Origin of the sequence: Paenibacillus mesotrionivorans (assembly GCF_046098205.1) — a bacterium.
GTDB lineage: Bacteria > Bacillota > Bacilli > Paenibacillales > NBRC-103111 > Paenibacillus_AR > Paenibacillus_AR mesotrionivorans.
In genome coordinates, this window is record NZ_JBJURJ010000017.1 from 40,325 (window position 1) to 61,018 (window position 20,694).

Annotated in this window: 17 protein-coding genes and 1 pseudogene; 3 read left to right on the forward strand and 15 right to left on the reverse strand. The window is 54.8% G+C overall.

The genetic code is table 11. The features are described from left to right. Nucleotides 1-8 precede the first annotated feature (8 nt). From ACI1P1_RS23065 to murI, 10 genes and pseudogenes are all read right to left on the reverse strand, one after another. Nucleotides 9-500: a GNAT family N-acetyltransferase gene (locus ACI1P1_RS23065; protein WP_416218809.1), complete on the reverse strand. Its 492-nt coding sequence runs from the start codon at nucleotides 498-500 to the stop codon at nucleotides 9-11. Nucleotides 501-562: 62 nt separating this feature from the next. Continuing rightward, on the reverse strand, nucleotides 563-1,399 hold the full coding sequence (locus tag ACI1P1_RS23070) for a VanW family protein (RefSeq protein ID WP_416218810.1): 837 nt from the start codon (nucleotides 1,397-1,399) through the stop codon (nucleotides 563-565). Between the two features lie 18 nt (nucleotides 1,400-1,417). Beyond that, entirely contained in the window at nucleotides 1,418-2,092 is a 675-nt protein-coding gene (locus ACI1P1_RS23075; protein ID WP_416218811.1) for a uracil-DNA glycosylase, read from the reverse strand. Nucleotides 2,093-2,152: 60 nt separating this feature from the next. Next, complete coding sequence (locus ACI1P1_RS23080) at nucleotides 2,153-4,984, reverse strand: Eco57I restriction-modification methylase domain-containing protein (RefSeq protein WP_416218812.1); 2,832 nt, start codon at nucleotides 4,982-4,984, stop codon at nucleotides 2,153-2,155. Then, entirely contained in the window at nucleotides 4,981-5,742 is a 762-nt protein-coding gene (locus ACI1P1_RS23085) for an NAD-dependent protein deacylase (protein ID WP_416218813.1), read from the reverse strand. The genes ACI1P1_RS23080 and ACI1P1_RS23085 overlap by 4 nt, the downstream gene beginning before the upstream one ends. 120 nt (nucleotides 5,743-5,862) lie before the next feature. Continuing rightward, nucleotides 5,863-6,441, reverse strand: a pseudogene (locus ACI1P1_RS23090) (DNA-3-methyladenine glycosylase I). 18 nt (nucleotides 6,442-6,459) lie between these two features. Continuing rightward, on the reverse strand, nucleotides 6,460-8,475 hold the full coding sequence (locus tag ACI1P1_RS23095; RefSeq protein WP_416218814.1) for an ABC transporter ATP-binding protein: 2,016 nt from the start codon (nucleotides 8,473-8,475) through the stop codon (nucleotides 6,460-6,462). A 146-nt stretch (nucleotides 8,476-8,621) separates the two neighbouring features. Continuing rightward, nucleotides 8,622-10,376 (reverse strand): ABC transporter ATP-binding protein, encoded by a 1,755-nt coding sequence (locus ACI1P1_RS23100; protein WP_416218815.1) that lies wholly within the window; start codon nucleotides 10,374-10,376, stop codon nucleotides 8,622-8,624. Between the two features lie 324 nt (nucleotides 10,377-10,700). Then, the gene (locus ACI1P1_RS23105) at nucleotides 10,701-11,384 is read right to left on the reverse strand and encodes a metal-dependent hydrolase (protein ID WP_416218816.1); all 684 of its coding nucleotides are present in this window, start codon (nucleotides 11,382-11,384) and stop codon (nucleotides 10,701-10,703) included. 30 nt (nucleotides 11,385-11,414) lie between these two features. Then, on the reverse strand, nucleotides 11,415-12,206 hold the full coding sequence (gene murI, locus ACI1P1_RS23110; RefSeq protein ID WP_416218817.1) for a glutamate racemase: 792 nt from the start codon (nucleotides 12,204-12,206) through the stop codon (nucleotides 11,415-11,417). A 215-nt stretch (nucleotides 12,207-12,421) separates the two neighbouring features. On the opposite strand from murI, the gene ACI1P1_RS23115 reads away from it, so the two are divergent. Further along, nucleotides 12,422-13,096 carry a 3'-5' exonuclease gene (locus ACI1P1_RS23115; RefSeq protein ID WP_416218818.1) on the forward strand — a complete coding sequence of 225 codons (675 nt, stop codon included), beginning with the start codon at nucleotides 12,422-12,424 and terminating at the stop codon, nucleotides 13,094-13,096. A gap of 13 nt (nucleotides 13,097-13,109) precedes the next feature. On the opposite strand, the gene ACI1P1_RS23120 is transcribed toward ACI1P1_RS23115, so the two are convergent. From ACI1P1_RS23120 to ACI1P1_RS23135, 4 genes are all read right to left on the reverse strand, one after another. Continuing rightward, nucleotides 13,110-14,357 carry an MFS transporter gene (locus tag ACI1P1_RS23120; protein WP_416218819.1) on the reverse strand — a complete coding sequence of 416 codons (1,248 nt, stop codon included), beginning with the start codon at nucleotides 14,355-14,357 and terminating at the stop codon, nucleotides 13,110-13,112. Between the two features lie 189 nt (nucleotides 14,358-14,546). Then, nucleotides 14,547-14,780 (reverse strand): ferredoxin, encoded by a 234-nt coding sequence (locus ACI1P1_RS23125; RefSeq protein ID WP_416218820.1) that lies wholly within the window; start codon nucleotides 14,778-14,780, stop codon nucleotides 14,547-14,549. A gap of 142 nt (nucleotides 14,781-14,922) precedes the next feature. Continuing rightward, nucleotides 14,923-16,575, reverse strand: a complete 1,653-nt coding sequence (hcp, locus tag ACI1P1_RS23130) for a hydroxylamine reductase (RefSeq protein ID WP_416218821.1) — start codon at nucleotides 16,573-16,575, stop codon at nucleotides 14,923-14,925. A 72-nt stretch (nucleotides 16,576-16,647) separates the two neighbouring features. Beyond that, complete coding sequence (locus ACI1P1_RS23135) at nucleotides 16,648-17,490, reverse strand: ATP-binding protein (RefSeq protein ID WP_416218822.1); 843 nt, start codon at nucleotides 17,488-17,490, stop codon at nucleotides 16,648-16,650. A gap of 142 nt (nucleotides 17,491-17,632) precedes the next feature. Between ACI1P1_RS23135 and ACI1P1_RS23140 the strand changes: the two genes are divergently transcribed. Then, a complete protein-coding gene (locus ACI1P1_RS23140; protein WP_416218823.1) occupies nucleotides 17,633-18,310 on the forward strand; it encodes a Crp/Fnr family transcriptional regulator in 678 nt (225 codons plus the stop codon). On the opposite strand, the gene ACI1P1_RS23145 is transcribed toward ACI1P1_RS23140, so the two are convergent. Beyond that, nucleotides 18,209-19,819: an aminotransferase class V-fold PLP-dependent enzyme gene (locus ACI1P1_RS23145; RefSeq protein WP_416218824.1), complete on the reverse strand. Its 1,611-nt coding sequence runs from the start codon at nucleotides 19,817-19,819 to the stop codon at nucleotides 18,209-18,211. The genes ACI1P1_RS23140 and ACI1P1_RS23145 overlap by 102 nt on opposite strands. A gap of 323 nt (nucleotides 19,820-20,142) precedes the next feature. Between ACI1P1_RS23145 and ACI1P1_RS23150 the strand changes: the two genes are divergently transcribed. Next, the gene (locus tag ACI1P1_RS23150; protein WP_416218825.1) at nucleotides 20,143-20,676 is read left to right on the forward strand and encodes a C40 family peptidase; all 534 of its coding nucleotides are present in this window, start codon (nucleotides 20,143-20,145) and stop codon (nucleotides 20,674-20,676) included. Nucleotides 20,677-20,694 lie beyond the last annotated feature (18 nt).

Below are 20,694 nucleotides of genomic sequence, written 5' to 3' on the forward strand. Positions count from 1 at the left end.
AACCGCCCCTACTCCAGCAGCAACTGATAAAACAGCACATCCTGCCAAACTCCGAATTTCTTGCCTACCTCGCGGAAATTGCCGATATAATCGAATGAAAAATGCTCATGCAGGCGGACACTGACCTCGTTGCCGGCTGTGATCCCGCTAATGACCGTATGGAAGCCGTTTTGTCTGGCCAGTTTGAGGATTTCCTCCATTAACGCCTTGCCCAAACCGCGGCCGCGGCAATCCGGCGCAATATATAAGGACAACTCCACCGTGGACTTGTAAGCTTCCTTCTCCCGGAATTTGGACAGGGAGCTGTAACCGGCCACTCTGCCGTCAACCTCCGCAACGATAAGGGGGTAATCGCCGCCGTAATGGCCGAACCATTCCAGCCGTTCCTCCAGAGATTTCTCCTCCAGATCGAAGGTGGCCGCCAGGTTCCTTACCGCATCGTTATAAATCTCCAGAATTTCAGGCACATCGCCTTGAACAGCATCGCGAATCATCATCATGACATGTACTCCTTTTATGCGTGGATAAACAACTGCTGTTATTACCCGTACACATTATACGTTCAGCTGCGGACGGCAGCCTCTGCCTCTTGCGCTAATTGAAGCTTGTAGCGCACCTCCGAGCGGTTGCGGATCAGAAGGCGCTCCTCCAGCACGTTATGTGTGCCGGGGTCCAGAACCAGCCGCCAGATTTCATTCTTCCGGTACCAAATCTGCCCCTCCTGCTCGAAGCGGTGGTTGCGCTCCTCGATCCGGTATTCCCGTTCCATGGGCCGGGAGCTCCTGATATCCCCCTCCAGGAACTTCTCGGACAGCCACAGGCGGATTTGAAATTCCAGATCCGTCGGGTTATAGAAACGGAGGTCCAGATAATTGTAAAAAATAGTTGTCCCGCTGCCAAATGGAAGGGTCCGCTGGTTGTCCGGGAACAGGTCAAAGCTGTGGTGATGGCGCTCGGCCACCTCCAAGGGCGTATGCAGACCAAGCCAAAAGATCAGGTTCGCCAGCTGGCATAACCCGCCTCCGGTACCGGACCCGACTTGGCCGCCGGATATGGTTAACCCTTCCAGATACCCCTTCCGGGCGGTAGGCCGCCCAACAAGCTTCCATAGGGAAAAGGTTTCCCCGGGCCGGATCACCACTCCGTCAATCTCCTTGATGCTGATGCCCAGATTAACCGCCTTGTTATGCTGCAATTGCGGGTCGGTTCCCGCCAACGGCCGGAAAATCAGAGACTTATGCTTAAGAACCTGATGAGAAAATGAGGGCGATTCGCTTTTGCGGGCAAAACGTATACCCTGGCGCCAATCTGCGATGTTTCTCCCCCATTGCAGCTGTCTTACGCGGAGGGGAGTGACTAGGGGGATGCGGCGAAGGCTTTGCTTCAACCAACCTTGCATCCGGTTCGTCTCCTTGACTTACAGATTGGGAATGGCCCAGTCGATCTCCCCGATTCCTTTGGCGCTTAGGAAGGCATTGGTCCGGGAAAAGGGTTTGCTGCCGAAAAAGCCCCGGTTTGCCGCAAAAGGGCTGGGATGGGCGGACTGGATAATCAAATGCCGGGAATTGGTAATAAGCGGTAGCTTCTCCTGGGCATTTTTGCCCCACAGGATAAAAACAACCGGCTGCTCCCGTTCATTCAGCACGGATATCACCTTGCCCGTAAATTCCTCCCAGCCGATGCCCCGGTGGGAATTGGGGGTGTCCTTGCGTACTGTGAGGACGGCATTCAGCATCAATACCCCTTCCTTGGCCCAATGGGCCAGGTGCCCGTGGTTCGGGATGGGGCAGCCGATGTCGTCGCGCAGCTCCTTGTAGATATTCTGCAGAGAAGGCGGAACGGCGATGCCCGGCTTGACTGAAAAGCTGAGCCCATGGGCCTGTCCGGGTCCGTGGTAGGGGTCCTGACCGAGAATAACCGCCTTCACCTGTCTGTAATCCGTCAAGTGAAAGGCGGAATAAATATCGAACATATCGGGATACACAATGGTCTGCCGGTATTCCTCCGCCAGAAACTTGCGCAAGGACAGATAATAAGGCTTTTCAAATTCCTGCTCCAGCACGGGAAGCCAATCGTTATGTAAGATAGACACTTGCCTGCACTCCTTTGATTCATGCTCCTTCTATCTTACATGAAACGGTGGCAAATGGCATTAACAATCGAAAACAGAGCGGTGCCGATCCATCCAAGCGCGTGTATCCTCATCCTCCTGGCTAAGGCTTCCCCTGCCTGCTCTGCACGACTCCAGATATTCTTTCAACCGCCGTGCGAAACTGTCCAGCTCTTCCATATCCAGCCTCCACTCATCTGCTTCGTGTGTAGCTCCCCGCAGCTCCTCCCTGCGCTGGACACATAATATATAAATCTCGTCTACTGCCTCCTCCGTAAGACGTAAGGCAGTCACATAAGCCAGGAGAGCTTGCCGGGGCCCCGAGCAAATCCGTAAATACCGGGGATATCCCCCGAATTCCCGGTAATGAGCGGGATACCACTCTCGGGAGAAATACCGGCGGAGACGCTGTTCAACACTTTCCTTGGGCCGGATTCCCAATAAACGGGCGACAGCCTCCACATTACTGTCCGTGTCGCAAGGATTCCAAAGTTGGCCCAGCCAAACCTTTAAACGGGGAACCCATTCGGAATCCCGAATCAGAGGAGAGCTGGTGAATGCAGGATCGTCTATCCCCTGCGGATATGTACCGAGCAAACACGCTGCCGCATAAGCCAGGAAGGACTCAGCCGTCTCCTTTAAGAGGGGCAGTTCCGCTGCCTCTTGCTCCCCGTCCGGATAACCGTACAGCGGCTGCAGTCCATAATGGCTATACACCAACCGGTTAATGGCCCGCTCCAGTCTCTCCGTCTCCACCGCTCTCCGGCAGCGCATCTCCCAGCTCCGCCGAAGGCTGGCCTCCACTGTATCCTCCCGGCAGGAATGAACCGCCGGATGCCCAACATAATCCCAGGAACGCTCCGATTCATCCCATTCCGCTTTGGCGAGACGCAGGCAAGCCTCCCCCAGCTCCTTCATCCGGGCATCAAGCAGCAGCGCCTCGTCAAGCGGAAGACGTGCAACGTCTCCCGGCTGAATGTTCAAGGTTGGGTTCATCTGGGACAGCAGTATGGCGGTGAATTCCGAGTTCAGATAAGCCAGCAGCGCAAGAAGTGTTTCCTCCCTTCCCTCTTCGGGAAACAGACAGGAGCCGCCGTTGTCGAACAGAAACCCCCGCTCCAGCAGCCGGAAGCCCGGCTTTCCCGTGGAAACCGTAGACCAGGTGATGCCCTGGCGGCCAAAATAAGCGTAATTCCGAAGATTGGAGCGGCTGTCCCTGCGGATGGCTTCACCGTTATTCCGCCAGTAAACCACGAAATAATGATTGCCGTACCATTTTTGAGGTCCGCCGCCTTTGGCATACGGAAACCAATGGGCCAACGACGGGTCTGTGCAGCGGAAGCTTAACTGCTCCTGCGGCACCTCATGCCATAACCGGACATACCGGTCATTGCAGCCGGTATCCATTCCTTTTTTGACCGCATAGTACCGGTCCAAGGGCGGAAAGCGCCCGAATAGCCGCGCCCAATCCTCCGGCAGCGCATAGGCCATCCGCATTCCCGGAATATGGCGGAACATGGCTTGGGAAGCCTTATATACATCGGTATTCCACCAGTTATTGTGCTTATACACCTCCGCCTTATGGGAGGAAGGCCCTTCCGTCAGCCTCCAAAAGCTGCCCGCAGCACCCCGTGAGGGCGGGGATTTGTGCAGGACAAAGCTTACCGTCTGCACCACCTGTCCGTTGTTATCCTCGAAAGCTCTTGCCCCCAAATGCAGCAGGCTCACAATGGTTTCCCGGGTCAAAATACCCGTGCGCAGCTCCTCGAAGCCGGAGAGGAACATCCACGATTGCGGAGTGATGGCTCCGAAATATCCGGACGGATACAGGAAATCCAAGCACCGCTCCAGGAAAGCGGCGAACAGGTCGGCGGAGGTCCGGGGATAAGACCGATCCAGGAAATCCCCAAGCTCCTTATCCATGTTCCGACGGCCCAAATACGGAGGATTAGTGATGACGGCATGATACTTTCTGCTTAATAATCTGCCGGGATCTGCTTCATACGAAGCCCCTGCCCTCCCGAATGACACCGCTTTCGATTCTCCTCTGTCCAAGCTGCCGAAGCGGTATCCCTTTTCCCGGGTTATCGCTTCAATACCCCATTCCACTTCCTCATAGATGATAGAAGGCGCCACCGCCGCAGCCTTTTGCAGCAGGACAAAGCGGCACATGTCCACCGCCTTGGGATCGATATCCAAACCAACCAGCTGGCGGTTCAGAATTATACGCACAGCCTGCACCGGTTCTATCCCGGCTTCAAGGTGCATGTCCATCAGAACATCGAAGGCGGCAGCCAACAGATGGCCGCAGCCGCATGCCGGATCAAGGACAGTCCACTCCTCCGGCCCACCGGGGGCGTCTGGGGATATGTCAGCACTCCGGTCAAAATATGTCCAGCGGCTGATAAGACCGCTTTCCGGGTAAAATCGGGACCATAAGCGTCCCAGTGTATTTTCCACCAGATAACGGGCGATCCATTCCGGTGTGAAAAGCTGCGTGACGGCAGGAATGTCACCATGACTGGCTTTTGCACCACTTTTAAACATACGAAACAGCCGGTCTTTTTCGGGTGTGAGCCAATACTGGTACAGCCAACCCGGCAGCTGCGGGTCCAGACGCCAATCCTGGTCCGGAATCCCGCCCAACAATTGAAGAGCCTTTTCCCTGAAACCCTCCGGGTACATTGCCGGAAATAGGGGCTGGAGACTGTTCCCGGCGGCCCACTTTTCAACCGGAGCCCCAGCTGCTCCTGAAGCAGCCTCCATGACCAAATGAATAAAGGCGTCCGTGGCCTGCTCCGGGGATACCTGTTCCCCATCCTCCAAAAACCTGCGGAGCTCATGGACCACCTTGCGGTGGAGCTGGCGCTTCACAGCTTTACGCCGTCTCCCCACACGGCCTGGCCCAAGGTTTCGCCGATGGGATCACGGATCACCAGCTGAGCGAACCGGTCGTATGCCGTTTCGGTTTGGTTGATCAGCACCAGCCGGCTGCCGCGGTAATATTGCACCAGTCCGGCGGCTGGATTGACAGTCAGAGAGGTGCCGCCGACAATCAGCATGTCCGCCTGCCGGATGGCATTCACCGACTGATGGAGAATATCCGAATCCAGCTGCTCCTCATAAAGGACTACATCCGGTTTAATGAGGCCTCCGCAATTTTTGCAGCGGGGCACTGTTCCTTGAATGGCCAGCAGTTCGGCCAAGGTGTAACCCGCACCGCAGCTCAAACATCCGTTCCGGTGCACGGAGCCATGCAGCTCCAACACCCGTTTGCTGCCGCCCGATTGATGCAGGCCGTCAATATTCTGGGTGATTACCGCCTCCAGCTTGCCCCGCCTCTCCAGTTCGGCCAGTGCTTTATGGGCCAGATTCGGCTTGGCATCGGGATACAGCATCTTGGTTTTGTAGAAGGTATAGAAATCCTCCGGATGGGTGAAGAAAAAGCTTCTGGACAGCATCTCCTCCGGTGAATAGACTTGCCGGCTTTCCGTTTGATACAGTCCTGTAGCGGACCTGAAATCAGGAATCTGGCTTTCCGTAGAGGTGCCGGCCCCGCCAAAAAACACAATCCGGCTGCTTAGACTGATCCATTCACGAAGCGTCTCCAACGTTTGCTTTTTTTCCGGCATGCCGATTCTCCTCCCTCGAATGCACTTATCCAAAGATTGCTATTATTATAGCAAAAAACATCGGACCATGCTGGCCCGATGTTGTAGGTATTGATTGATTTGGTGCGGCTAAACGCCCGTTTAAGCATTGCGAAAACTGCAGGATTTCAAATGGTCATTGACCATACCTATGGATTGCATGAGGGCATAAATGGTGGTTGTCCCCACAAATTTAAAGCCTTCTTTTTTTAACTGCTTACTGATTTCATCTGATAAGGAAGTGCTTGAAGGTACATCGGATCTTGTTTCCCAATGATTGATGATGGGTTGATAATCCACATAACCCCAAAGAAAAGCGTCTAACGACCCGTATTATTCACATAAAAGAAAATACATTCTGGCATTGTGGATGACCGCGTTCACTTTTAAGCGGTTTTTTATAATGCCGTCATTTCTTAACAGCTCTTCTATTCGATGCTCATCGTATGCGATTAGCTTATCCGGGTCGAAATGATCGAATGCCTGACAAAGTGTATTCATTTTGGCTAAGATGGTAGCCCAGCTTAAACCCGCTTGCTTCCCCTCCAAAATGAGCATCTTGAACAGCTCTTTGTCATTATGAACCGGCTTTCCCCATTGGGTATCATGGTAATGCTTTTCCAATTCGGATTTGTTTGCCCAATCACATCTTACAACATCCATATTTGTAATTTCTCCCATACAATCCAATTCATTGTTTTATGTGACTGCAGCGGCAAAACCCGATTGCAGCTGGTACATGCCGAAGTATTTGCCCTCCAGAGCCATGAGCTGGTCATGGTTCCCCCGCTCCGCGATCCTTCCGTGATCCAGCACAAGAATTTGATCCGCTTGCCGGATGGTGGACAGCCGATGGGCAATCACAAAAGTGGTTCTGCCTTGTTTGACCACGTCCAGCGCCTTCTGGATCAAGCTCTCCGTTTCGGAATCGATGCTTGCTGTGGCTTCATCCAGGATAAGAATAGCCGGGTTAAAGGCCAACGCACGGGCAAAGGAAATCAGCTGGCGCTGCCCTAACGAGAGGGTGCTGCCTTTTTCCACAACCGGTTCGTCAATGCCCCGCGGAAACTTCATGAACATATCATAAGCGCCAACATCCTTCAGCGCCTGAATGACGCTTTCGCGACTGATGGAAGGATCCTCCAGACTGACATTGGAGGCGATGGTGCCGGTGAACATAAACGGGTCCTGGAGCACGATGCCCATATGGGCCCGGAGATGCTGACGGGGCAAATCCCGGATATCCCGTCCGTCGATGGTGATGCTTCCCTGCTGGACGTCATAAAAGCGGAAAAGCAGATTCATAATGGAGCTTTTCCCTGACCCCGTATGGCCTACCAGAGCAACCGTTTCCCCCTGCGCCGCCTGGAACCGGATATCCTTCAGCACCCATTCCTCATCTTTATAAGCAAAGAAAACATTGTGGAACTCTACCTCTCCCTTATACCGGGGAATGGTCCCTTCCGCCACCTCATCTCCCTGCTCATCCAGCAGCTGGAACACCCGCTCTGCAGACACTCTTGCGGATTCCAGGTTGGTCAGCTGGTTCACAATACCCACAATAGGCTGGAACATCCGGTTCATATAATCGATGAAGGCGTACAACACACCGACAGTCACCCCGGTACCAAATGAGCCCTTCCAGAAGGTTAGAATCAGGACCAGAAACAGGACGTTCCGGACCAGGTTCACAAGGTTATGCGAGGTGAGCGAGTTCAGATTCAGGAGCTTGCTTTGGTAGCCGTACAGCGCCCCGTTATGAGCCTCAAACTCCCCGTTGATGGAGGGCTCCCGCCGGAAGGCTTTAATAATCGGCATCCCTTGAATGGATTCGTTGATCATGCCGTTGATGTCGGAAATTTTCGAACGGATGGCTTTGTTGTACCGGCCCGCATAGCGGCGGTACAGGGCAATCCAAATCACCAGGATTGGCACGATGGGCACGGCGATCAGCGCCAGCCGCACATTCAGCAGGAACAAGGCGGTGAGAATGGCTGCAATGTAAATAATGCCGGTAAAGAAGTTCGCCAGCACCGCCACAAACAGCTCCCGGACCGCTTCCGTATCATTCGTGACCCGGGAGACGATTTTACCTGCTGGCAGGCGGTCAAAGTAGCTTACCGGCAGCCGTTGAAGGCGGGCAAACACATCATCCCGCATCCGCTTGACGATCTTGTTGGCGCTGGTCTGCAGGAACAGCCGCTGGCCGTAGGTGAAGCCCGCCCCTACCACCAGAAGGCCGAAGTAGGCTGCCGCAGACAGAAGCAGCGCGGGAATTTCCGGACGGTAGAAGGGGTACAGCTCCGCTGCGGACAACGCCTTCGCCGGATAGCTGGCGCTGCCCCAATCCCCTTCGATGGTGACCGTACCGCCGTCAGCGGTTTTGCGGCCGTCCGTACGCACCTGACCGTCCAGCCAATAATAGGTCCGGCCAATTTGCAATATCTGCCCGGCCGCCCCTTGGGCTGCCCCGGGTTCAACATGGTCCATGCGTTTGTAATAAGCTCCATTGTATTCCGCAGTATAGTCATCCTTTTCGGGCACCTGATACCACGTATTCTCTATGCCCATGATATGGGTATCGATCATTCGTTTGGCAATGATAGGCCCGGCCATTTCCGTACTTACCGCCAAAGCCAGAAACACAAGGGCGAAGATAATCATTTTCTTGTACAGCAAAGCGTAGCCGAGCAAACGCCTGCCTGTGGATTGCATGGGGATTCACCTCTTATCGTAATAACTTGGTCCGGGCCAACGGCTGGATAAGTTATGAAAGCCTCGAAATCGGAAAAGCCGATTTGAGAGCCGCTTCTTCGATTAGTCTAAATAAAAATAAATATTGAGGAACTTCCCGGCTGCTCTCAGACCGCTTCTCCGCCGAGAGCCTCCTCCAGCTTCTGGCGGTCAAATTGCTCCTTATACCAACCGCCCAAACGGACCAGCTGATCATGGGTCCCCTCTTCAATCACACGTCCGTCCTCCAGCACCAGGATGCGGTCGGCATGCTGCACCGCAGACAGCCGGTGTGTGGTGATTAACGTGGTTTTCCCTTGGCGCTCCTGACGGATGCCCTCAATAATCTCGGCTTCGGTCCGGCCGTCCACGGCCGAAAGCGCGTCATCCAAGAGCAGAATCTCCGGGTCGGCGATTAGCGCACGGGCAATGCTGACACGCTGCTTTTGCCCGCCGGACAATGCCACTCCCTTTTCTCCCACCAGCGTATCCAAACCCTGCGGCAGAAACCGGATGTCCTTGGCGAAGGAGGCACGGGCCAAAGCCCGCTCCAGGGTTTCTTCGGAAGCCTGCTCCGCGCCGAACAGGATATTCTCGCGGATGGTTTTGGAGAAGAGAATAGGCTCCTGGGGCACATAGCCGATCCATCCCAGCAAGGCGGAAAGCCCAATGCGCTGGATCGGTACGCCGGAAACGGAAATGTTCCCGTCTCCAACCGGGTACTCCCGGAGCAGCTGCTTGAGCAGTGTCGTTTTACCGCTGCCGGTTTTGCCGACAATGCCGAGGGTTTCCCCTGGATGCAGTGTGAAGGTTACGTCGTGCAGGTTATCCGAAGCGGAGGTCGGGTACCGGAAGGTAACTTCCCGGAATTCGATGGAGTCCGGCTTCTCCACTGAGGCGGGGGCATCGGCCTCACGGACGTCCGGAACATAGTCCAGCGTCTCCGAAACCCGGTCCAGGGAGGCATTGCCCCGCTGCATAATATTAATCAATTCGCCAATGGCGAACATCGGCCAAATCAGCATGCCAAGAAACACATTAAAGGATACCAGCTCACCCAATGTGATTTCGGTTTTGAATACCAGGAACCCGCCGTAGCAAATCCCGATGATATAGCTTAAGCCCACCAAAATTTTCAGCGTGGGATCAAACATGGCGTCAATCCTGGCGACGGCAATGTTCTTATCCAGCACTTCACCGGTTTTGTCGCGGAAGCGGCGGACATCAGCCCCCTCCTGGACAAAAGCGCGGACCACCCGCACGCCCGAAACGGATTCCAGCACCTGGTCGTTCAGCTCGCCGAAGGCATCCTGGGCCTTCATGTAACGTTCATGGATCAGCTTGCCGTAATGCTTCATCGCCCAGGCGATAAACGGCAGCGGCAAAAGTGCAGCCAGCGTCAGCTTCCAACTGATAACGGCGGCCATCATCACCAGAATGGTGCTCATATAAATGGTCGAGTCCGACAGGGTAAGGATACCGAAGCCAACAGTAGTGGAGACCGCCTTTAAGTCGTTGGTGGCCCGGGCCATCAGATCTCCGGTACGGTTGCGTTCATAGAAGGTCGGCGTCATTTTGAGAAAATGGCCCATCAGCCTGCTCCGCAGCGTCCGCTCCAGGACAAACGCCCCTCCAAATAACTTGTAATGCCATATGTAATTCATCAAATACCCAATCACGGTGACGGAAACCCACACGATAGTCATGGTCATAAATCCGTTGCCGGTCAAGCTTCCCTGCTGAATGCCGTCAATAAACAGGCCAATGAGTCTCGGCGGCAGAACCTCCACCACGCCGGCCAAGGCCAGAAACACCAGGGCAACCGTATACCGTTTCCATTCCAGCCGGAAGAACCAGCCAAGTTTGCGCAATACAGCCAACATGGCTTATGTGCACCTCGTTTCATCCATGTCCGCGCGTTCAATGCGAACATTTATTCTCTTTCCAGAATCTTACCATGAGGCCGGATAATCCGCAATCCCCTATCCGTGCTTCCCACAGGAACAAACTGAACTCTACCATGCCCGCTGCAAAAGGGTCAACGGAACAGCTTGCTATAACCATTTTTTCCGAGAAGGCATGGTGCCCGGTTTCTCATAAAAGAAAAATCCCGCCAGGCCAGCAAACAATCGCTTTTGCCCAACGGGATTGCCTTGTTTTAAAATAACCTTTCGGAGAGTTCGCTGCCCGCCTGTCATAGTCCTTGCTTACACCTCAATGCTCTCACCTGGCAAAAGCGGCGCACAGCGGATGCCCGCCTCCTCACACGCCGAAGCGAAGGCAAAACGGTCCTGCCGGATGCCCGGAAATGTGTTGTAATGGGCCGGAATCACCACACCCGGACGGACCCACTGGGCGGCCAGCAAGGCCTCCTCAGGTCCCATGGTGTAATTGTCCCCGATGGGCAGAGCCGCAGCATCGATCCGGTGCAGGTCGCCGATCAGCTTCAAATCTCCGAACAGTGCGGTATCGCCGGAATGGTAGAAGGTTTTGCCTCCCATGGTAATAAGCGCACCGGCCGGCTCCCCGGCATAAAGAAGCTGGCCGTTATCCGATACGGAGCTGCTGTGCCGCGCAGGAGTCAGCTTGACGGAATAACCCTCCGTGCGGTAGGTGCCTCCCAGATTCATGCCGTGGACGGCTGCTCCCTTGCTTGCGCAGAAATGCGCCAGCTCGTGAATGGCTATGACCGGACAGCCGCAGCGGGAGGCAATCTCCAGCGTGTCGCCGAAATGATCGTCATGGCCGTGGGTCAGAATGACGGCGTCCGCCTGAACCTGGTCCGGCTTCAGCCCGGAGGCGGGATTTCCAGAAAGAAACGGATCAAGGATGAGCCGCACTCCCCCATGCTCCACCATAAAGCAGAAATGTCCGTAAAAGGTGATTTTCATGTCCTTTTCCTCCCGTCTGGTATGATAAACTCACGCCTGCCGGCGCATCCGCTTCTCCATATCGGAAGCAGCATCCAGCGCCGCATTGAAAATGTCTGCAGTCTTTGGGGAGTGGCCGGAGGACATAAACTCCAACCTGCCGCTTCCGCCTCCGGTTAGCCCCGCCTTATCCAGCGTTGCCTTCAAGTGGCGAACGGTTCCCTCCGCCCCGTCGATGAGATGGGTGCCGGCGGGCAGCAGTTCCGCGAATACAGGCCGGAACAACGGGAAATGGGTGCAGCCCAGCACCGCTGTGCCGTAACATCCCAAGTCAAAAGGGGCAAGCTCCCGCCGGAGGTACTCCTCCGCCTGCGGACCGCCGAATATTCCCTGCTCCGCCAGCTCCACCAGCCCTGGAAGGGCCAGGTGATCGACGATGTGATGCTGGTCCACCGCGGACACCAGCTGCTGGAATTTAGCCTCCTGCAGCGTCAGCCTGGTGGCAAACACCAGCACCCGCTTCTCGCTTCCCGCCGTCCGCATCACGGCCGGCTTCACTGCCGGCTCCATCCCGATAATCGGGAAGGAGTATTTCTCCCGCAGCGCCTTCACGGCGATGCTGGTTGCCGTGTTGCAGGCAATCACCAGCGCCTTGATGCCTTCCTCCACCATTTGCTCCACGGCATCAAAAATATGGCCCTGCACCTCATCCTTGGGCTTCTCGCCGTAGGGGACATGCAGGGTATCGGCAAAATACAAATAGTCCTCTTCGGGCATGGAGGCCAAGGCGCGGGCCAAAACCGTAGCGCCGCCTACACCCGAGTCAAAAAAACCGATGCGCATGTTATCCCACCTGTTTGCTTCTATCCGCGCAACAGCTGCTGCCGTTGCGGCTGCTTGTTGATTTGACCACAGTTTTCCTCATTGTAACAGGTTTTTCCCGAAAAAACTATGAATGGGGCGGAACGCTGCCTTGTATGCGCCGCGCATTCGTATTACAATTAGCACGTATTCATGTATCATTTATCTGAATTTTGGAAAGTCAGGTGTCCTTTAGTATGAATGTGATTGTCTATGATTTGGAGTTTACCGTAATCCGCAAGCAGGAATGGCTGGCCGAGATTATCGAGATCGGCGCCGTCCGCGTCCAGGAATTGGAAGGGCAATTAAAAATAACGGATTCCTTCCAGACCTTTGTCAAACCCTTGAGGGACGCATCCTTCAACCAGCACACCACCGCCTTTACGGGCATCACCTACCAGGATATCCAGAATGCGCCTGCTCTCGGAGCAGCGATTGAAGCCTTCCGCAGCTGGATCGGTACAGGATCGTATTATATGTGCGCCTGGGGTCCCGATGACAAATACCAGCTGGTGAAAAGCTGCAACGAGCACAAAATCCCGCTGGACTGGATCCGCAACCACAACGACATCCAAAAGCAGTTTTCGAAAAAACGGAGCGGCGAAGGCACCTACCGCCAGATCGGCTTGAAGAAGGCGCTGGAGATGCTGGAGATCGGTTTTGAAGGCTCCCACCACCGTGCGGTGGACGATGCCGCCAACACCGCCAAGGTGTTTATCGCAGCTTACAGCGATTTTGAGCTGGCGGAGAATAATGCCGCCGACGAATCCATCTACACCACCCACACTGTATACGAAACCGGCGATTCAGAGCCAAATCTTCCTTTGGGCAATTTGGCGGAGCTGTTGAAGGCCATGGAAAAAAAGGGTTAAGGAGCACAGCTCCTTAACCCTTTTCTTTTTCGGCCATACCTGCTTCGATCAAAGGCTCCACCCACAGCCGGAAAAAGATCCACGACAAGACCAGCAGAATCCCCCCGCCCAAAAAGGGCAGCGTATAATGCTTGCCGGCCAGAAGAAAACCGGCCGAATAAATCGCCGCGGAGGCGCCGATGCTCCGTGTTACCTGCCTGATGCCCGCATATGCATTGCGCTCCTCTTCGGAGGTGACCGACATGGTATGGGTGAGCACCAGGTTGTTGGAGACCACCGTAGCTCCTCCTCTCACCAGCAGCAGAATGGAGAAAGCCGCCGGCGGCACCGCTGCCGCCAGCAGCAGGGTACCCAGCAGGTTAGCCGCAAATACCAGCCGGTAGGTGCGACGGATGCCGAGCCGCTCCAGGCAAACCGGCATCAGAAACGATCCGATAAATTGGGCCAGCCCGTTTAAGGTAAGCAGCAAGGAAACCATGGTATCCGGCCAATCCATCCGGAACTTGACGATGACATTTTGGAACGGTTCCACAAAGTTGATGGAAGACGCTAAAAGAAAATTCATGGTGCAGAAAATCCAAACCGCCTTACCCGGAAGCTTCAGCTTGCCGCGTACCCCGCCGGTTCCGGAACCTGTGGACGGTTCCTTCGATGCGGCAGGCGGTGCCTGCTCCTGGGGGAACAGCGCCAGACGGAACAGCCCGCAGGCCAAAATGCATAACCCCGCCGCCAGCAGCGACCATTGGTAGTCCGTCCGGGCTCCGCCCAAAAACCGGGGCAAAAAACCGCCTGCCAAGGTTCCGATACCCATAAACAGAGTGAAAACCGCAAACAGCATGCTGAAGCCGCGGGTTTCCTCCTGACGGGATACACTGTATGAGTACAGCAGCTGGATTTCCGTGGTGACCAACAAGCTCATACCCACGGACTGCATGATTTGCGCAGCGAATAACAACCACAGCTCAGTTGCAAAGGCAAACGCTCCATACCCCGCCCCCATCAGGCTGAGCCCCAGCACCAGCAGCTTCTTCCTGCCGAACCGGTTCGCCAGGAGGCCGCAGGGAATGGAAACCACACCCATGCAGATATTGCCCACTGATGAAATAGCGCCAAGCTGGGTTTCCGCCAAACCAAGCGCCAGAAGATGGAGATTGAGCAGCAGCGTGGCTATCCCCAGCCCGATCCCCAGCAGTGTTTCCGTTGCCAGAAACCGGCGGACGCCGGGGGAAAACTGCATCATATCCGATAAATAAGCTCTCATTACACCGACTACCCTGCCCTTTCCCAAAAAAACCAAATATCCATCCAGTTTATATGCTGCGTCAGATAGAAAAAAGGGAAATCCGCCAAAACACCCTTTTCCCCTTTTAGGCCGGAACATAAAAACAGCCCATCCGCTCCCCGGCAGCCGGAGAACGAACGGGCTTATTGAACGGATAAGGACGGTGATTTACGCGAAGGCAACCTCTGCAACCTTGATGCAGCTGGTAGGACAGCTCTCTACAGCTTCTTCCAGTGCTTCAACCAGATCGCCTTCAATGGCGGTTACACCCTTGTTGTTGTCGCCTTCCAATACTACCTCAGCCAGGCCTTCTGCGTCAAAATCAAAAATTTCGGGAGCGGTTGCTCCGCAGGAACCGCAAGCGATGCATTCGCCTTTTTCAACAACTGTATATTTTGCCATTCTGTAAACACTCCCTTTTCCAATAGTTATCCTCTCCCTAAGTTTATATCATAAAATTGAAAAAAACTTCCCCCTTGACAGGGGGAAGTGTGGCTAAACTGTGTCCAAGCTCTGTATATATTATGATAGTTGAAATCGATTATCAAACAGCCAGGAACATATCCAAATCTTCTTGAACACTTCCGATTCCGGCGATGCCGAAGGTGTTCACCAGAACGTTGGCTACATTGGGCGACAGGAATGCAGGCAGTGTCGGTCCGAGGTGGATGTTCTTCACTCCCAGGTACAGGAGGGCCAGCAGCACGATCACTGCTTTTTGCTCATACCAGGCGATGTTGTAGGAAATCGGCAGCTCGTTGATGTCGTTCAGCTCGAATACTTCCTTCAGCTTGAGGGCAATTACGGCCAGGGAGTAAGAATCGTTGCATTGGCCGGCATCGAGTACCCGCGGAATGCCTCCGATATCACCCAGGTCCAGCTTGTTGTACTTGTACTTGGCGCAGCCTGCAGTCAGGATAACGGTATCCTGGGGCAATGCGGAAGCAAACTCGGTGTAATAATCGCGGCTCTTCATGCGGCCGTCGCAGCCTGCCATTACGAAGAAACGCTTGATGGCGCCGGACTTCACAGCTCCGACTACAGTGTCAGCCAGGCTCAGCACGGTTTCGTGGGCAAAGCCGCCGACAATTTCGCCGGTTTCGATCTCAACGGGAGGCTGGCAGGTTTTGGCTTGCTCGATCAGAGCGGAGAAATCCTTGGCTCCGCCTTCTTCACGGTCCGCAATATGCTTGACGCCCGGGAAGCCTGCTTGACCTGTGGTGTAAATCCGGTCCTTATAGCTGTCCTTCGGAGGAACGATGCAGTTGGTGGTCATGAGAATCGGGCCGTTAAAGCTGTCGAATTCCTTGTCTTGCTTCCACCAGGCGTTGCCGTAGTTGCCGACGAAGTGCTTATATTTTTTGAAGGCGGGATAGTAGTGGGCCGGCAGCATTTCGCTGTGGGTGTACACATCCACGCCGGTGCCTTCGGTTTGCTTCAGCAGGTCTTCCATATCGCGGAGGTCATGGCCGGAGATCAGGATGCCCGGATTTGTGCCTGCGCCGATATTAACCTTGGTGATTTCGGGATGGCCGTAAGTGCTGGTGTTGGCAGTGTCCAGGAGGGCCATAACGGAAACGCCCACTTGGCCGGCTTCCATGTTCAGAGCAATCAGCTCTTCAGCGCCCAGAGTGTCATCCAGAGTTGCCGCCAAACCCTTCGCGGTGAAGGCGAATACAGCATTATCGGTATAACCCAGTTGGTAAGCATGCTCGGCATAAGCCGCCATCCCCTTCAGACCATAGGTCAGAAGCTCGCGGAGGGAACGCACATCTTCATTGCCGGTAGCCAATACGCCCACAGTGCCAGCCTTGGCATCCAGATCAGCTTCCTCATATGCGGACCATACGGCTGCTTCCGGAAGTTCAACCGGGAATATAACGCCAGCGGCTTCGGCAGCCTGCTTCACTTCTTCACGCAGCTCCAGAGCCTTGCGGATGCGGTTAATGAACACTTCACGGTCAAAGTTGGCATTGGTGATGGTAGCGAACAGGCCGTCCATGATGGCTTTGTCCGTGGCTTCCAGATTCACGCCTGCTTTGCGGGCCTTCACGCTGTAATAGGAGATCCCCTTCAGCACAAACAACAGCAGATCCTGGAGATTGGCCACATCGCTGGGTTTGCCGCACACGCCTTGAATGGTGCAGCCTGTTCCCTTCGCAGCTTCCTGGCATTGATAACAGAACATATTGGACATTTTCCTGCTCCTCTCAAAATCTATATATATGTGAATTGGAATTGCTCCGTTGTTAGGTCCTCAGGGGGATGTTTACGAAATGAGCTGGCCGTCGATACCCACGGTCACTTCCCGGTAAGGCACAATCGTTTGGCTGGAGAGCATAGCCTGCTTCACTGCTTGCACAATGCCGCCACAGCAAGGAACAGACATACGGACCACCGTGATGCTTTGGATATTATTCTGCTTGAGAATAACCGCCAGCTTGTCGGCATAGAAGGCATTGTCATCCAGCTTGGGACAGCCGATAACGGTAATTCTGCCGCGGATAAAGTCTTGATGGAACTTGGCATACGCAAATGCGGTGCAGTCCGCCGCCACCAGCAGGTGAGCATCCTGGAAGAAGGACGCGGACGGGTTCACCAAGGTGATTTGCACCGGCCATTGCTGCAGCTCGGATGCCGGAGCCCCAATATCTGCCGGAGCAGCCTTGGGCGTTTCCTGTGCCGGAGTAGAAGCCATGGCAGGACGTTCGATCTTCCTGGCCATCGATCCCGGGCAGCCGCCCATTCCATGGTGCCCGTGCTGGTGTCCTTGGTGGTTTTGTTGACCATGGTGATGACCATGATGTCCCGGATCTTCGTGGTGGCCGCCGCCATGTACGTGTCCGCGGTTGTCCGCCTGCTCCTGTTTCAGCTGAGCCATCCGCTCCTCCACTGCAGCCTCATCGAAGGCCTCCGCTTCCCGCTCGAGAATCTCTATGGCGCCGGTCGGACAGTTGGGAAGACAAGCACCCAAGCCGTCACAATAAATATCGCTGATCAATACTGCCTTGCCATCCACGATTTCAATGGCGCCTTCGTGACAGGCATCCACACATAACGCGCAGCCGTTGCACAGCTCTTCATGGATATGGATAATACTGCGTTTCATCATCCGTCACCCTTTCCGGGACTCTGCCTGCCCGGTCCGGCAGACATCTTGTCGTTGCTTTTATTACATTTAGTATAGTAGACTGAGTCTAAATAAACGGTAACGGATGTTACCGGCACATTCTTGTCACAGAGGTGTCACATTTATGAACGCTCTTGCAGAAGCCCTCAAGAAGAACATGCTGTTCCGGAACAAAACGGAGCAGGAGATCACCGGCATATTGGCCAAAATTAATCCAACTCTCCGCAATTATTCACGCAATGAGCATATTGTCAGAGAGGCAGAACCTGCTGAACGGATGGGCATTGTCATTACCGGCATCGTGGAGGTCCAGAAAATGTACTCCACGGGCAAGGTTATGACCGTATCCCGGTTTTCCACAGGCAGCACCGTCGGAGAAGCGGTAATTTTCTCCAAAACCAACACCTACCCCGCTACCGTGATTGCCGCCGAATCCGCCAGTGTTCTCATGTTTACCAAAAAGGAGCTTCTGGCCTTATTCGCGCTGGATACGGAAATTATGGCGCTCTTTATGCAGAACATGTCCGAACGGCTTATTCTGCTGAACCAGCGTATTGAAATTCTTTCCCTGGGCACACTCCGCCAGCGGATTGCCCATTTTCTGATCAAGGAAATGAAGCAGCAAAAAACGGAACGCATCCGCATTCCGTTCAATAAAAGGGTATGGGCGGAGCACCTGAACAGCGCCAGGCCTTCCTTGTCACGGGAATTGTGCTACATGCGGGACCAGGGCTGGATCACCTTCGACGATTCCACGGTGGACATTCTCCAGGTGGGAGAGCTGGAGGGATTGCTGCAGTAAAACCTGCCACTCCGCCTCCAGCTCATCGGGAGTATCCCACTCCGCCGCATGCCCGCCACCCGTATGAAGGACCTCTCCTGTATCCCGGTCCAAGCAGTAAGCCTCTCCCCAGATACGGCCGTGCCGGGCAATGTCCCGGACCGCGCGGCCGATGACAGCGACCTCCTCCTCCGACATAGCCGGGTGAAGGGAAATCCGCACCCAGCCCGGCTTCCATTCCAAATTTCCGTTCAAAATCTGATGATGGATATAATCCGACGCATCCGGTCCAATTCCGTACAGGTAATGGCCATAGCTCCCCGAACATGAGCATCCGCCCCGGGCCTGGATCCCGAACCTGTCATTTAAGAGCCGGGTCACCAGCTTGTAATGCATCCCTTCTATATGAAAAGAGACAATGCCAAGCCTATGGCGGTGCTCTCTCTCCAGTACATGGATGCCCGGGCAGCTATCCAGATAAGGCCAGAGCACCTCTAATAGCCTCTTTTCCCTTCTGAGCATAGCCTCTGTCCCCATCTCCTCTTTCAGCTTGATGCATAATGCCGTGCGTACCGCCTGCAAAAACCCCGGCGTACCCCCATCCTCACGCTCCTCCGCGTTCCCCAGATAGGTCCGTTTCCCCCATGGGTCTGTCCACATCACCGTCCCGCCGCCAGGTTCATCCGGCACTGGACTGCCCAGAAGCCGCCCTGCCATAACCAGCACGCCGCTGGTGCCGGGGCCTCCCAGGAATTTGTGAGGTGAGAAATACAGCGCGTCCAGCCACCCTCCGGGGAGCGGCGGATGCATATCCATGTCCACATACGGCGCAGAGGCACTGTAATCTGCAAAAGCCAGCCCCCCATGCCGGTGCATGACCGCAGCCAGCTCCGCAATGGGCGTCATCAAACCCGTCACATTGGAGCAGGCGGTGAAGGCTCCAATTTTCAAGGGCCGGTCAGCATAACACGATACGGTACAATCCAGCACCGCAGGACTGACCAATCCGTTTTCGTCCGGGGGAACCATTACCACCTCTCCGGTGGTTTCCAGCCAGGAAATATGGTTGGAGTGATGCTCCATATGCGTAATGAAAATGACCGGACGCTCCTCCGCGGGCAGACATAACCGGTCCTGCAGCCCTTTGGGAGCGCGGATTTGCAGGAGCCGCTGAAGCTTATTCACAGCCCCCGTCATACCCGTGCCGCAGTACATAAGCACATCCCGTGAAGAGGCATGAACGTGGCGTTTAATAATGCTTCCTGCCAGAGAATAGGCCATGGTCATCGATGCCCCGGTCGCATTGGAATCCGTATGGGTATTGCCGACCAGCGGCCCTATGTAACGTTCCATATATTCCTCGATAGGCCTATAGAGCCTGCCGCTTGCACACCAGTCCGCGTATATCATTTTTCGGGGGCCGTCGGGTGTGCGGATCATCCGTTCCCCACCGATGATGTTCCGCCTGACAGCGGCAAAAGCGGCCGCTTCATCCATACTCCCGTCCGGTATCCCGCGTGTGTTTGGCATATGCTCCGTCCCTTCCGTTCTAAGTCATCACCAGTCGCCTTCTTCACTTTATGCAGGAAGGAGAAAATGGGCACATGCATAGACGGGGAAAATGTCAAGACATTTTGACACGGCAATTCTCATGAGATTCTAATAAACGCTTTCAAATCCAGATATTACGCGGGTTTGCCGGGCTTCTTCCAAATTCATACAATTATAGTTCTGTTATACTGGCGTTAGCCCGGTAAGCCAAGGCACTATATCGCTTACATTCCCATCCTTTGACCGGACCTCTCCCCAAATCCGGCTGCCGGGCCAAATCCAATCAAACAGGAGGCATCATCATGACTATACGTACTCGCATTCTCCGACCTTTGGCTGTTGTTGGACTCAGCGCGACCCTGGCCTGGACAGGCCTGGGCCTGGCGCATCCATCCCAAGCCTCGGCAGCCTCCGTCTCCGTGACTGGCGAGACGGAAGCAACTGCCTCCATTTCGGCCACCAAAGCGGACAGCGTCATCTCCATCGGCAGACGCTATCTCGGCACACCCTATAAGTTCGGATCGCCTTCCGGCGTAACCTCTACATTCGACTGCTCATCCTTCACCCAATATGTCTATAAGAAAGTTGGTATTTCCCTGCCGCGGGCATCCCGCGACCAGGCTAAGGTGGGCCGTTATGTCTCCAAAAGCAATCTTCGCAAAGGCGACCTGGTCTTTTTCTCTACCAGCAAATCCGGCGGTAAAGTTGCCCACGTGGGAATCTATGCCGGAAACGGACAGATCCTGCACACCTATGGAGCTGGCGGAGTCAAATACTCCAGCCTGAATTCCTCCTGGTGGAGCTCCCACTACATTACCGCCCGCCGCGTGCTTTAAGCGCACACAACTGGACCA

What these genes read in the sequence shown, in the direction of transcription:
- ACI1P1_RS23065 (WP_416218809.1), bottom strand. Translation starts at nt 500, where the DNA reads ATGATGATGATTCGCGATGCTGTTCAAGGCGATGTGCCTGAAATTCTG.
- ACI1P1_RS23070 (WP_416218810.1), bottom strand. Translation starts at nt 1,399, where the DNA reads ATGCAAGGTTGGTTGAAGCAAAGCCTTCGCCGCATCCCCCTAGTCACT.
- ACI1P1_RS23085 (WP_416218813.1), bottom strand. Translation starts at nt 5,742, where the DNA reads ATGCCGGAAAAAAAGCAAACGTTGGAGACGCTTCGTGAATGGATCAGT.
- ACI1P1_RS23095 (WP_416218814.1), bottom strand. Translation starts at nt 8,475, where the DNA reads ATGCAATCCACAGGCAGGCGTTTGCTCGGCTACGCTTTGCTGTACAAG.
- ACI1P1_RS23100 (WP_416218815.1), bottom strand. Translation starts at nt 10,376, where the DNA reads ATGTTGGCTGTATTGCGCAAACTTGGCTGGTTCTTCCGGCTGGAATGG.
- ACI1P1_RS23105 (WP_416218816.1), bottom strand. Translation starts at nt 11,384, where the DNA reads ATGAAAATCACCTTTTACGGACATTTCTGCTTTATGGTGGAGCATGGG.
- murI (WP_416218817.1), bottom strand. Translation starts at nt 12,206, where the DNA reads ATGCGCATCGGTTTTTTTGACTCGGGTGTAGGCGGCGCTACGGTTTTG.
- ACI1P1_RS23115 (WP_416218818.1), top strand. Translation starts at nt 12,422, where the DNA reads ATGAATGTGATTGTCTATGATTTGGAGTTTACCGTAATCCGCAAGCAG.
- ACI1P1_RS23120 (WP_416218819.1), bottom strand. Translation starts at nt 14,357, where the DNA reads ATGAGAGCTTATTTATCGGATATGATGCAGTTTTCCCCCGGCGTCCGC.
- ACI1P1_RS23125 (WP_416218820.1), bottom strand. Translation starts at nt 14,780, where the DNA reads ATGGCAAAATATACAGTTGTTGAAAAAGGCGAATGCATCGCTTGCGGT.
- hcp (WP_416218821.1), bottom strand. Translation starts at nt 16,575, where the DNA reads ATGTCCAATATGTTCTGTTATCAATGCCAGGAAGCTGCGAAGGGAACA.
- ACI1P1_RS23135 (WP_416218822.1), bottom strand. Translation starts at nt 17,490, where the DNA reads ATGATGAAACGCAGTATTATCCATATCCATGAAGAGCTGTGCAACGGC.
- ACI1P1_RS23140 (WP_416218823.1), top strand. Translation starts at nt 17,633, where the DNA reads ATGAACGCTCTTGCAGAAGCCCTCAAGAAGAACATGCTGTTCCGGAAC.
- ACI1P1_RS23145 (WP_416218824.1), bottom strand. Translation starts at nt 19,819, where the DNA reads ATGCCAAACACACGCGGGATACCGGACGGGAGTATGGATGAAGCGGCC.
- ACI1P1_RS23150 (WP_416218825.1), top strand. Translation starts at nt 20,143, where the DNA reads ATGACTATACGTACTCGCATTCTCCGACCTTTGGCTGTTGTTGGACTC.